At 56.4% G+C, this 11,953-nt stretch carries 15 protein-coding genes and 1 pseudogene; 6 read left to right on the top strand and 10 right to left on the bottom strand.

Annotated features, from left to right (window positions below; all coding sequences use genetic code 11):
* The 3 genes and pseudogenes from ACWGXF_RS22555 to ACWGXF_RS22545 form a co-directional block, all read left to right on the top strand.
* Positions 1 to 240 (top strand): annotated as a pseudogene (locus ACWGXF_RS22555) (hypothetical protein); the annotation flags it as partial.
* Positions 241 to 287: 47 nt separating this feature from the next.
* Complete coding sequence (locus ACWGXF_RS22550) at positions 288 to 413, top strand: hypothetical protein (RefSeq protein ID WP_256630644.1); 126 nt, start codon at positions 288 to 290, stop codon at positions 411 to 413.
* Positions 414 to 504: 91 nt separating this feature from the next.
* Positions 505 to 657 (top strand): hypothetical protein, encoded by a 153-nt coding sequence (locus ACWGXF_RS22545; RefSeq protein WP_177340832.1) that lies wholly within the window; start codon positions 505 to 507, stop codon positions 655 to 657.
* A 6-nt stretch (positions 658 to 663) separates the two neighbouring features.
* Here ACWGXF_RS22545 and ACWGXF_RS22540 read toward each other — a convergent pair whose 3' ends face one another.
* Both ACWGXF_RS22540 and ACWGXF_RS22535 read right to left on the bottom strand, forming a co-directional pair.
* Positions 664 to 1,119, bottom strand: coding sequence for a universal stress protein (locus ACWGXF_RS22540; protein WP_003062356.1), 456 nt, complete (start codon positions 1,117 to 1,119; stop codon positions 664 to 666).
* 149 nt (positions 1,120 to 1,268) lie between these two features.
* A complete protein-coding gene (locus ACWGXF_RS22535) occupies positions 1,269 to 1,742 on the bottom strand; it encodes a universal stress protein (protein ID WP_452102517.1) in 474 nt (157 codons plus the stop codon).
* Positions 1,743 to 1,970: 228 nt separating this feature from the next.
* Between ACWGXF_RS22535 and ACWGXF_RS22530 the strand changes: the two genes are divergently transcribed.
* Entirely contained in the window at positions 1,971 to 2,528 is a 558-nt protein-coding gene (locus ACWGXF_RS22530; RefSeq protein ID WP_012838625.1) for a DUF1003 domain-containing protein, read from the top strand.
* 147 nt (positions 2,529 to 2,675) lie between these two features.
* Positions 2,676 to 3,101 (top strand): hypothetical protein, encoded by a 426-nt coding sequence (locus ACWGXF_RS22525; protein ID WP_057092426.1) that lies wholly within the window; start codon positions 2,676 to 2,678, stop codon positions 3,099 to 3,101.
* Positions 3,102 to 3,238: 137 nt separating this feature from the next.
* On the opposite strand, the gene ACWGXF_RS22520 is transcribed toward ACWGXF_RS22525, so the two are convergent.
* The 7 genes from ACWGXF_RS22520 to ACWGXF_RS22490 form a co-directional block, all read right to left on the bottom strand.
* A complete protein-coding gene (locus ACWGXF_RS22520) occupies positions 3,239 to 3,667 on the bottom strand; it encodes a Rha family transcriptional regulator (RefSeq protein ID WP_452102516.1) in 429 nt (142 codons plus the stop codon).
* A 240-nt stretch (positions 3,668 to 3,907) separates the two neighbouring features.
* On the bottom strand, positions 3,908 to 5,017 hold the full coding sequence (locus tag ACWGXF_RS22515; protein WP_280042742.1) for a type I restriction endonuclease: 1,110 nt from the start codon (positions 5,015 to 5,017) through the stop codon (positions 3,908 to 3,910).
* A gap of 92 nt (positions 5,018 to 5,109) precedes the next feature.
* Positions 5,110 to 5,652 (bottom strand): hypothetical protein, encoded by a 543-nt coding sequence (locus ACWGXF_RS22510; protein ID WP_452102515.1) that lies wholly within the window; start codon positions 5,650 to 5,652, stop codon positions 5,110 to 5,112.
* 192 nt (positions 5,653 to 5,844) lie between these two features.
* Positions 5,845 to 6,255, bottom strand: coding sequence for a LexA family protein (locus ACWGXF_RS22505; protein WP_080745886.1), 411 nt, complete (start codon positions 6,253 to 6,255; stop codon positions 5,845 to 5,847).
* 287 nt (positions 6,256 to 6,542) lie between these two features.
* On the bottom strand, positions 6,543 to 6,881 hold the full coding sequence (locus ACWGXF_RS22500; protein WP_003062340.1) for a DUF6616 family protein: 339 nt from the start codon (positions 6,879 to 6,881) through the stop codon (positions 6,543 to 6,545).
* A 10-nt stretch (positions 6,882 to 6,891) separates the two neighbouring features.
* Complete coding sequence (locus tag ACWGXF_RS22495; RefSeq protein ID WP_452102514.1) at positions 6,892 to 7,665, bottom strand: DNA alkylation repair protein; 774 nt, start codon at positions 7,663 to 7,665, stop codon at positions 6,892 to 6,894.
* A complete protein-coding gene (locus tag ACWGXF_RS22490; RefSeq protein WP_452102513.1) occupies positions 7,662 to 8,156 on the bottom strand; it encodes a MarR family winged helix-turn-helix transcriptional regulator in 495 nt (164 codons plus the stop codon). Before ACWGXF_RS22490 ends, ACWGXF_RS22495 begins: the two co-directional genes overlap by 4 nt.
* Positions 8,157 to 8,879: 723 nt before the next feature.
* Here ACWGXF_RS22490 and ACWGXF_RS22485 point away from each other — a divergent pair.
* Positions 8,880 to 10,301, top strand: coding sequence for a PDDEXK-like family protein (locus ACWGXF_RS22485; RefSeq protein WP_452102512.1), 1,422 nt, complete (start codon positions 8,880 to 8,882; stop codon positions 10,299 to 10,301).
* A gap of 60 nt (positions 10,302 to 10,361) precedes the next feature.
* Here the strand turns inward: ACWGXF_RS22485 and ACWGXF_RS22480 are convergent, their stop codons facing one another.
* Complete coding sequence (locus tag ACWGXF_RS22480; RefSeq protein ID WP_452102511.1) at positions 10,362 to 11,042, bottom strand: hypothetical protein; 681 nt, start codon at positions 11,040 to 11,042, stop codon at positions 10,362 to 10,364.
* Between the last annotated feature and the right edge of the window lie 911 nt (positions 11,043 to 11,953).

The following is an 11,953-nucleotide window of genomic DNA, read 5'->3' as shown; positions in this document are numbered from 1 at the left end:
TTGGCATTTGGCATTTGGCATTTGGCATTTGGCATTTGGCATTTGGCATTTGGCATTTGGCATTTGGCATTTGGCATTTGGCATCCTATCAGTGAATATCCGAGGAGATTAAAAATCCAGTCAAAGCTGCGTGAAGTATGTAATCAATGGCTATGCGAAAAAATAAGAAAAATCTTATTTTTACCAAGACCTTTTCGTGCGCCTTCCTGCCTGACGCTTGCACGATGGCGCTCCATTTGAATGCCCGCACAAGTGCCCAACTCGTACTGCAACATGGCTTGGGAGTGGTGCCAGCCCTTGCTGCTTCAAGCGCGGGCGTGGTTGGAGTGCTGGTCAGCCTGGTCGAGCGCCGAGATGCCCAGGTCAATGCCTTGATAGGGCAGGTGGACAGGCAACTGCTGGCGACCCACTGACCAAGCCCGCAGAAAAGGCGAAAGCCCCAGGCGTTCAGACCGACTGAGGCTTTCGTTCCCAACCCTTGAAAGCCCAAGGATCGGAGCGCTGATGATGCTTTCCAAAGTGACCGTCACCACACCATTGAATGCCGCCGCCGCAGACTGCCATGCCCGCCGTATCGCAGTGGCCTATGTGCTGGCCGGATCGGGCATCACCGCCGCAGGCTTGGGCGGCTTGATCGCAGCTATCCGCTGGCGGTGAGCAGTCTCATTCTTTGACCACAGGCCTGTGCACCAGCACCGGAATGTGGCTGTTCACCAGCACGCGCTGGGTTTCGCTGCCCAGCAAAATGCCGGCAATGCCCTTGCGGCCGTGCGATGCCATGCAGATCAGGTCGCAGTGGCTTTCCTCGGCCTGCCGGATGATGGCCTTGTGCACCGAGGCGTTCATGGCTCGCGCAGTCTTGCAATACACCCCCTCGGCCCTGGCAATGTCCTGCACCTCCTGCAGCACCCTGTCGGCCGTTCTCTCGGCGTCCTTGTTGAGGTCGCTGGTGTTGTAGGTCATCATCGCCTCGCCGCTGTACATCAAGGCGGCATAGTCCGGCATCACATACAGCACCGTCACCTGGGAGTCTTGCTCCTTGGCCAGCTGCATGCCCGCGCGCAGCGCGGCTTCGGAGAGTTTCGAGCCGTCCGTAGGAATCAGAATGTGCATGAACATTTTCAGCCTCCTTGCGCGCCAGCGCCTGTGGGGTTGCCACGCAATCCGAACGATTGCCAAACCCATACTCACACTCCGGGGCGGCTGATGCAACACCCAGAAGTAGGTATTCAAGCGGTTTTTTTGATGGGCAAGAAAAGGCCTGAAATTCAGTGGGAATCGGCTCGGACCTCTTTGACCACAGGCCTATGCACCAGCACCGGAATGCCGCTGTTCACCAGCACGCGCTGGGTTTCGCTGCCCAGCAAAATGCCGGCAAGGCCCTTGCGACCGTGGGACGCCATGCAGATCAGGTCGCAGTGGCTGTCCTTGGCCTGTTGGATGATGGCCTGGTGCACCGAAAAGTTCATCGTCCGCTCCAACTTGCAATCCACTCCTTCGGCCTTGGCAATGTCCTGCACCGCCTTTAGCACTGTGTCGGCCGATAGTTCGGCGTCCCGGCGCATCTCGCTGGGGTTGTAGGCCACCATCCCCTCGCCGCTATACATCAAGGCCGAATAGTCCGGCATCACATAAAGCACCGTCACCTCGGAGCCTTGCTCCTTGGCCAACTGCATGCCCGAGCGCAGCGCGGCTTCGGAGAGTTTCGAGCCGTCTGTCGGAATCAGAATGTGCTTGAACATTTTCAGCCTCCTTGGGCATCAGCGGTAGCTACGCAATCCGAACGATTGCCTACCCATACTCACACTCGAAGGCAGCCATTGCAACACCTGGCGTCAATATTCAAGCATTCCCCCGCTTGTGCTTGTTGCCGCATGACGGTGGCGGCAGCACGACAGGACGCAAGGCAAGCTCCAGGCTTGGGTAGCATCCAGACAATGTCCTCATCTTTCGGATGACAAGGAAGTCCCATGCTCAATACGGATGCCGTTGCGAAGAGGCTGTTTGGTGCCTCCGCAGATACCTTGGACGCCAGAGCGCTCAAGGTCGCCCAGCACATTGCCCGGCGCAAGCACATTTCACGCAATGTGGACCAGGAGCTAGATCAGACACCGCCCACCTTCGGCCAGCGCGCAGCCGATGCCGTCGCCACCTTTGGCGGCTCCTGGGCCTTTGTGGCGCTGTTTTGCGCAACCATGCTGGTCTGGGTGGGCCTCAACGCCTTTTTGCTTTGGGCGCGCGGCTCCACGTTCGACCCGTATCCCTACATTCTGCTGAACCTGTTTCTGTCCATGCTGGCGGCCATACAGGCGCCCATCATTCTCATGTCGCAGAACCGCCAGGCAGACAAGGACCGCATTCGCGGAGAGCACGACTACGAAGTCAACCTCAAGGCCGAGCTGGAAATCATGCTGCTGCACCAAAAAATCGACGAGCTGCAGAAAACGCAGTGGAGTGAGCTCATCACCATCCAGAGCGAACAACTCCAGCTGCTGCGCCGGCTGGCGGACGGGCAGCGGTCCGTTTAACTGCGCAGGTTTTGCGTAGTCTGAGGTGCTTGCCAGCGCCTCGTCGGTGCCACACGTGGCCTGCCGCATCCGCGGTGCAGATCGCTACCAGCGGATTGGTGCGGGAAGGGCGGTAGTACGATTCACCCATAGCAACTTGGAGAGGGTATGGGCAAATCGACGTATCGTGCATTGGTGATTGCTTCGCTGGGCATCCCGTTATTCGGAATGCTGGCGGAATATGGCTTCGATCTGGTGCCCCATGAGCTGACCGATCTTTCCCAGAGCCTTTTGATGCAGTCGGAAGTCGGCCCCACGGACTGGATCTTTTTGCTGGCGCTCTCTGTGCTCGTGGTGCTCGGCCTCATTGCTTTTTACGGGCTGCTGCGGTTCAGAGCATGGGCGCCTCGGTTTACCCTGTGGTCTTCTGTTGCGACCGTAGTCGTCGCCTGTTTCAGCCCGCCGATTGTGCTGTCCGGCCTGGGGAACGCGACATCGGCCTTGGGCTTTGCACTATTTGGCGCAGTGCTTGCGTTGCCGTACTACGCACCCGAAGTGCGAGAGATGTTCTGGCCCTCCAAGCCAGAGGCCTGAACAAAAGCCCCTGTCAGGGGCTTTTTGTATGGCCAGGGCAATCGGCTGGGCATGGGGCTGGGTAGGGCGGCCCTGGCTGTCGTAGTTCAGGTTCAGCGGATAGCGGCTGTGCTGCCACTCGACTGGGTCAGCTTCCATCACCGCATTGAACACCGCGCGATGCACCTGCGCTGCGGCCTCTGCGGCCATAGAAAAGGCCTGCTCCGTGTGCTGCGTGTCCGTAGGCTGTTGCCGCGCGGCTTCCATGCGGTTAAAGGCGTGACCTTCCAGCGTTGTGCCTCCTTGCCGGTAAAGCCCATGGCCAGAAGCGTAAAGCCGTCGCGGGTTATGCGGTAGGTGGGGAGCGTACGGCCTGCTGAGTCAGTGAAATCGCTCAACGCAAAATAGCGTTCAGTGAATTGGGCAGTAGCGTCGAGCCTTTTGATAGCGCGAATCTCATCAGCGTGACGTTTGCCAAAGTGCTCTGCGATTTGAAGACTGGTGGTGGTGACGGTTCCGTGATCGACGGAAAGCTCTGGACGAGCGGGGAGGGAGGTTACGGACGAACCAATGCTGTTGTCAGCCATGATGAGGCTCCTACTGAGCAAGGTATGAGCCCATCACCTCACCAACCAAGAGAGGCAGGGCTGGTCGATCGGCAGTAGGACTGGCACACCCTCGCGGGGGTCCCCACACGGCCCACCGTAAAGCGGGAGCCATGCGCAAGCAGGCTTGGTGACCAAACTGCTACTTGTAGGGAACACTTGTCACCACCTTCGAAACAAACAAGCCCGCGCGAGCGGGCTTTTTTAGGGTCGTTGTTTGCGTTACGCGACAAGCTTTGTCGCTGCTATAAGCTCCGTGGAGAAGTTGTAGATATCGTCCAGTTTGCTAAGAGGGTGGCGCACTTCCTTTTTTTCTGCATCCAAGATTCCAAGGTATTTTTGGCTGCGATTGAAGTGGAGGCGACAAACGGGCTTGCGGTTGTTGTCATCTAGCAAAATGCCGAAATAGCTCTGTGTGTCTCTGTGACCAATGCGTTCCGGCTCAACACTTGTTCGCACTATCGACTTCACAATGAAGAACCCTTCCATCTCCTCAGGGGTTGTTTCGATGCGAGCGGTTTCCTCATCTTGTGATGCTATTGGCTTATCGGTCGATTTCTCTGACTTCACAGCATCATCTGTAGCAAGTGGCTGAGCCACCAGAGTCTGTGGTGCAACTCCAGTAATTGCTGACTTTAATCGATCATTGACCAAATCGCCGGTGAACTGGGTGACTGCTTTAAGTAGCAGTGGCTGGAACTGTTCACGCACACGCGCAGTGATTGCTCCGTCATAGACACGGGCAGTAAAGAATCGAAGAAATTCTTCGCATGGGTCGCTGAACTGATTGGCTAATTCACGTTTGAGTTGACCGATATATTTCAGTTCGCCTGCTGCACTGATGATGGAGTCAACGTCAAATGCGGAGCGCGTGAGATTGCGAAGCTCTGGTGCCGCGTGCTCATCGATATCCAGTAGATCTAGCTCCAAAAATGGCTTTTCATCCATTTTGTTGGGAGCGTCCAGGTCTGTGAAAAACTTGTAGACCCGTCCATTCGTGAGGATAGAGATTCTTGCGGTCGTGACGTGAAAGTAGCGGAAAAGCTGGCTTGCATGGTTGACATTCAGTGGCTCACCGAGCTTTTTGCATTCGATCAGCATTTGGACTTGACCATCTTTGAAAATGGCATAGTCGATCTTTTCACCTTTCTTGGTGCCTACATCGCAGATGAATTCTGGAACAACTTCTGAAGGGTTGAAAACGTCATATCCCAATACGGATTGAATAAATGGCATGACGAATGCCGTTTTTGTTGCTTCTTCCGTTGAGATGTTTTGGCCCTGCTGTCGGATTTTTGCGGCAAGGTTGTTAAGGCTTTCATAGAACTCCACATTTCCTCCTTCAAGTTGTTTGTGAGGGCATCATATATAAGTGCTTGCATGGGATTTTCCCAATTGCTTTTAGCGCTTGCATTTTTCGAGTCTCAACATTTCAGCCGATACTGCTCATCCCGAGCAACCTTGCGTTCCCTTCGCACCCAATCCAGGTCGTAATACTGGCTGCCTGCGCGTCCCATGCTATCCAGCGCTTTGACGCGTTCTTCCAGTGCATCACAGACTTGTTTTTTGCCGGGCTCGGCAGGTTGGGTAGGGCGGTTTTGGTAGACAACCGCAGGGGCTGCGGTATTGCGCTGGGTTTTGCGCCATTGGGCTTCGGCCTGGGCGACTTTTTGATCCCAGGGCAGGTCGGAGGGCACGGTTTCAGTACGTTCGAGAAAAGCGTTGTGCTGGCCGCATTGCGCGCTGCTCCAGAAAAGCCCGCCGCCATGGCCTTTGCACAGATAAACGGTGCTGCCTGAGTGGCCGCTATGCAGAGTGGTGGTTTTGTCTTCCACCACTTTGCCGCCTTTGCATGCTTCTTGAGAATAGGAATTGCCGCAGCGATAAATAGGCTGCGCTATGGCTTGAGTCATAGTGGTGGCTGGCAGCAAAAATGCTGCGGCAGTCAAGGCAGGCAGAAAATGCATGCGGAGCATTATCTGTAAAAATTAGTTACTGATGCATTAACCCCGGCCCGCAGTGCGATGTTGGGTCACTGTAATAAACCAAAGAAAAAGGCAATGTAGAGAGCTACATTGCCTTTATTCGTTAGCAGGCGCTTTTCTGGGAGCTAATCAGATTTCAACGGCCGCCTGTGTTGGGCTGGCGCGCGCATGTATTCATCTTGCAAAGCGCTTGATGCAACTGGTGACGACACCCCAGATTTCCAGCGTCTGTCCTTCTGGCGGCACGATATCGGGGTAGGTGGGGGCGCCTGCCTTGAGCTTGCAGGTGTCGCCATCGCTCTCCAGCGCTCTGATGACGAGCTCGCGCTCGACAACTGCCACGACGATGCTGCCATCGCGAGCGCGCAACTCCCTGTCTACCACGACGATATCGCCGTCATCGATGCCGTGTTCCTGCATGGACGGGCCGGCCACGCGCAGCAGGAACGTGGCTTTGGGGTGCGTGACCAGCAGGTCTGTAATATCCAGCCGCTTGCCAGCGAAGTCATTGGCGGGCGAGCCTGCGCGCGCGCTGCGATCAGCCAGCGGCAAAGTAACCGGGGACGCAATCAGTTGGACGGGCATACCACTCATGAGACGATGACTGTGCATATGTACAGTGTAGCGGTTGATGCGACTCCGGTGCCATGAATCCACGTTGATATCGCATGCTTTCCACTCGATCCTGCACCCGGTTCTGTGCGAATCCGGGGGGCCATGTTGAGTTGCATATGCTGTGCCGAAAGCTGGCCAGCCCGCAGTGGTGACTGTGGGGGGGCGGCCATTAGCGGGCATCAGCGGGCATTAGTGGGCACTAGAAATGACTAGCCGCATGTATTGCAGAGCATGCAGGCACTATCCGAAAGACTGCGCTACGCGGCAGCTAGAGCAGCCAAGTGAATATCCGCCGCCCCTTGAGTGCTGGCTGCATTCACATGGTCAAAATAATCGTACCAGCCGCTGGCTTTGATGCCCGCCAGCAGGGCGTCACGAGCGGCCTGGTCAGGAAAGCGCCAAATACCAAGGAATGTATGCGCGGTTCCCTGGTCAATGCTGGAGTCCGTTTCTGCCAGGGAGAGGACTTCGACACCGAGGCTGGAGAGTTGATTCAATGCGAGTCCGATGCCGCCAAGAAAATGTTGCCTTTGTTCGGCGGACAGCGCGAGCCAAGCCGAATTGGGGGTGTAGAGCTCTACAAGGTAATGAGACATGGTTCCACTTTCACTTGAGATTGCGCAGTGCGCGTTGACATATACGATGTGTGGCGGCGGCTTGGGAGCTTTGAAGCCATTGGGCACAGATGTCACGCACCCTGGCTGGCTGGTCCTTGGCGGCATCATTGAGCCAGTTGGCGACCGAGTCCTGCACATAGACCGAAGGGTCGCTCTTCAGAGCTGAGAGCAAAGGCAGCGCTTGCTCGGGTGAGTGTTTGAGCTGCGAGATATGCGTGCTCCACACCCCGCGGGGGCGCAAAACCTCGCACGCGAATCGTCGGACACGTTCAGAAGGATCTTGTGTCCATGGCATCAGCTGTGTGATAGCCGCAGCCAGGTCTTGTACCAGGTGCGGCCGCATCGCCATCCAAGCCCATTCGCGCACACCAAAATGGGCATCGTCTGCCAGCGGGCGCATTGCGGCCAGCCGTACACCGAGATCCAGGTTAGGCTGAGCACCGATCATGAAACACGCCCAGCCTCGTGCCATATCGGCGCGGTGCGTTTGGCATTGTGCGATGCCCTCAGTACCCAGGGCTTCCAGCAAGACTGCGCCGATACGGGCCATGCGTTTGAGCACACCCAGTTGGCAGGCTTCATCGATCGTGCTCAGTGCTTGAGCCGTAAGTGCCGGAAAGAGTGTTCGTGCCAGTACGGCCTGGTCGACTGCCAGGCACTCGGCCAGCGTTGCACATTGCAACTCCCCGCGCGATAGCGCGTGCAGAACGTCCCGAGGAATGTCAGCGGTGCGCGTCGCACCCTTGCGGACTTGATCCCTCATGATTCAACGTCCGATTCAGGGCCTCGTACTTTCTCCAGCAACGCTGCCAGCTGCTTTCGTTCAGGTGCAGACAGGTTGCCAAACAGGCCTGCAATCCACCGACCATGCTGGTCGATAACGGTACCGGCTAGTTGTTTTCCTTTTGAGGTCAGCCGAATGCAAAGAGCACGGCGGTCTTCGGCGTTGGCGTGACGTTCAATCAGACCTTCGCGCTCCAGTCCGTCTAAGAGGCCGGTCACCGTGGCGCGGGTCACGCCAGCCTGTTCGGCCAGCGCGTTGGGGGCGAGTCCGTCAGGCGCCACATCGAGAAGGAACAACAACACAAAGCGCCCCTCGGACAAACCATGAGGGGCCAGCAAAGCAGCGCAGTCGCGGTCGATGTTTGCAGCCATCGACAGCACTTGAAAGCACAGCTGGATGCCATCCACATCGGGAAGTTTGCGTCGTTGTGCTTCTTCAATTAACGCCTGGTACTTCTGTTCAAGCTTCATTAGTTAGCCAAAATATAATATGGTGGCTAATTATATGGTCAGGATCACTTCATGAATAGTGGACCGAGCACCAGCTCATCAGATGCCGGCTTGTCGATTGCAGACCTTGGCCTAGCTGAGCGCCGATTCGATGACCAGGCAAAGTAGGGTGGCGGTGAGCACTGAACCGTGAGAAGCGCTCAGGGACGGCGCTTGCTCGCCATCAAGTTGGGCAGCTATATCGGTGTGCTGGGAGCGTGGTGATCTTCATAGTCTTGTTCAAACAGGGCAAGGACACCCTGCTTGAACTGGGGCGGGCCGAGGCCCGCGCTTTCATCCCGCTCAGTTGCTCGCAAAGCAGTACATCAGCCCGGCGCTGCCGCTCTGCTGCAACTGCTCGACGCTGCAGCCGCGCGTGCCATCAGGGCAAATTACATCTTGCAAAGCGTTTGATGCAGCTGGAGACGACACCCCATATTTCCAGCGTCTGTCCTTCCTGCGGCACGGTGTCGGGGTCGGTGGAGGCGCCTGCCATATAAATAAGACAAGGCATTGAGATTGAATCTGCTCGCTAGAGAATAGAGCGATCTGACGTTGTTCTAAAATTCATAGCTGTAGGCGCCAGCATTTGTTGAGTTTCAGGTTGTTATCTACCTGAAAGTCAAGAAAATCAGGCGCAGTTAGCTATTCAAATAGTCAAAGGCAGCAGCACAAACGCATGCTGCTTGTCTGAGGGAGGCATACGTGAGCGCGACACCAACCCATCACTTATCAACTCTGCCAGGTGTGGATGCTTTGAAAGCCCTGCTGGGCAATCTGCAAGCCCGGCAGGCTGGCTGGCAGCAAGCCCAACAACTCATGGCTGCACAGTTGGCACCCGATTTTTCGCCCTTTAGCGTGTACCGTAGTCATGAAGTGGATGTGTCGCGTCACCTTGCACTGTTACTGGATCCCAACGAAACACATGGCCAAGGCAGTTTGTTTTGGGATGCGTGGGTAGACCTGGTGCTCGATGCCCAGGGCAAGCAACATCTGCTGTCTGTTGACGGTGAAGATGATAAAGCGGCTGCAACAGAGCAAGACCTTAGGGCAGACGACGGCGAGGCTGTAGATATGCCACGGCCGAACAGTGCTTGGCTTCGTCAAAGCGTTGTCGGCAATGTGGAAACAGAGCATTCCACTAGCTCGTTGGATAAGCGTAGATACATCGATTTGTGCGTTCACTTGCAAGCGCCAAACGGCATGTTGGCGATTGAAAACAAGCCTTGGTATTCATCCGTAGATGAGGAAGGCCAATTAACCGACTACGCAAAGCACTTGTCTCAGTTGGCAAAGGGAAGGCCTTGGCTATTGGTGTACTTGGGGCGCGGGGCACCTGGCGTGCAAAGCATATCGCTTGCTGAGCGTACAGAGTTGACCAAACAGGGGCATTTGGTATGTGTTTCTTGGTCACAGATGCTCCAGATGCTTAGGCAATGCGTACCGAAGATTCAGGCATCCAAAGTGCGCTGGTTTGTAGAGGACTTTATTGACATGCTGGAGGAGGAAACGATGGGTTATGTAGACGAGAAAGAGTTGGCACATGTTGCTCAAGCCTTCAACAATAGCCCTCAGGCTTTAGCGCAAGCGCTATTGCTGCGCGATACCCTGCTGCAGTGGCAATCGAGTCGGTTAGAGCTGTTGAAAGAACAACTCAATAAGCGTTTCGTTGAAGAAGGGGTTAAGCCCCAATGGGGCATCAACACAGAATCTCCTCATAAAAGAAAGGCGTATTTCGCTTTGCCTTTCACAAGTAGCCCAGACGTTACTTTGCGCTTCGAGTGGTATTTTGGCTTTGCGGATGAGGAGAATTTTTACTGGGGCCTGCATATCCCGAGCTTTGACAAGGAAGCCGCAAAAGGCTTGGGAGAGGCACTGATACAAGCAGCACCTCAATTGCCTGCCTCAGATGACGTTGAGGAGATGTGGCCGTTTTGGGTGTATCTCACTGATGACCCATTGTTTACGCCTGATGCCAAGCAAACTGGTGCGACAGCGCTGCACCCTTGGCTGTCTGTAGACCGCCATGAAAACGATTTTGTGACTTTGGTGCTGCAGCGCTATCGCGAGTTGAAGGCGGCACTTCAGTCCGATGCGGTGCAGGTGAGGCTGAAGCAGGAGCAATAACAGTCGAGGCCTAAGACTTGCTAAGACTTGGGCGGGCGGATGCCCGCCCTGTCACGTCGATCAGTTGGTCGCAAAGCAGTACATCAGCCCGGCGCTGCCGCTCTGCTGCAACTGCTCGACGCTGCAGCCGCGCGTGCCGTGCGACGAGTTCCACGAGGCATTGGCTACAGGGTCGGGGTTGGTGCCCTTGTGGTCGTGGTGGCCCACGATGGCAGAGCCGCCGTCGCTCTTCGTCCAGTTGCCGCAGGTAGTGTCCTTGCCGGGTTCGGGCACGGCCAGCGTGCCGTCAGGGCGCGAGCCGGTGAGGATGTCGTGGCGGTTGACCTCATCTCCAAAGCCCGAGACGATTTCGCCCTTTTCAGTCAGCGAGGTGTCCTTGCCGACCTTGGCATTGGCGCTGTGCAGGTCGGCCACGCTGGTGGCAATGACCACGCCCTTGGCGTTGCGCCACGGGCCGTTGCCGATGCGGTCGCGCGCATTGACGGCCGGTTGGCCATTCAGGGCCGCATTGCTCAGATAGGCGCGCCAGGTCTTGTTGCCTGCGCCCACGCTTGCAGCCAGCGACTGGCAGTAGCGATCAGCCCCGGCCAGCCCGCCCAGGTCGCCGCCCTTGCCGGGGTTGGTGCTGGTGATGAAGAAGCTCATGGGGTTGCCGCCCGACGCCCCCATGGCGCCGCAACCCACAATCAGTGCGACAGCCGCTAGGGCGGTGCTGGCGGAAAGAACCAAACGACGGGACATGGCAGGCTCCTGAGCAATGGTGGAGCCCGCAGGCTAACGCAAGGTGGTGTCAGCGGCAATATGGGGGCGGCTGTGAGCTGGGCCAGGCGCAGCGGGCTGCCCACAGATGAGGCAGTGGACTAGCACTGCTTCAATCAAATATCCAGAAATAAGCACCCGCAACGGCACATGCCAAAGCCATCACCAAGAAGACCCAGTGCAAGCCTGGAATGCCTTCCGCCCCGGTGTACTTGTGAGAGCGCGAAGTCCCTTGTTCTCGTACCGACAAGGGGTCGGCGCCCACAGCTCTGCCTGACACGGGGGGAACCGCCCAAACCCGATGATTCGCCGAATGGCGAAACTGAAATGCGTCGTAGGCTAAGTAGCCAAAAAAGGTGGCGAGCGCAAAGAGCCAAAGTGGTGACATCCAAGGCCTCGGTTGTTATGGAGAGCACTTGATTATTGGCTCAATCCTTAAGAAATTTGGCAGAGGTCTGAAAAAGTGCCATCTGCCTTCGCTAACCAATGTCTCTTTGGGCTTGTGCGCTGCCGTTGCATTCGGCCAATAGCTGTCCTTTAGTGCTACCAGCTACACTCAGCAGCAATTACCCTTCCACCAGAATCTTCGAAGGACAGACATGCATCGTGAGGCGACAGTCTTTGGTTGGTGTATTTTGATTCTGGGTGTGTTGGGTATTGCGAATGGAAGCGCCATTTTGATACGCGGCGCTGTCCATGCAGAAGGAATCAGCTGCAAGGCAATATGTGGGATCTCGCTCTTGCTTGCCGAGCTTTTTACGCCGGCGATTGGGGACGTCGCGGCGGGAGCGATCTACTTGCTATTAGGCTCATGCTTGGCTTTGGTGGGCTACTAGGTGCTGAGAGATCGGCAGAGGGTGTAGTCGTGAACGGCCGCGGTGGGCCGAGCAGAG

The sequence above is a fragment of the Comamonas sp. HJ-2 genome (genome assembly GCF_053615495.1).
The sequence above is the reverse complement of the archived record's forward strand: the minus strand, read 5'-3'. Positions and strand labels throughout refer to the sequence as shown.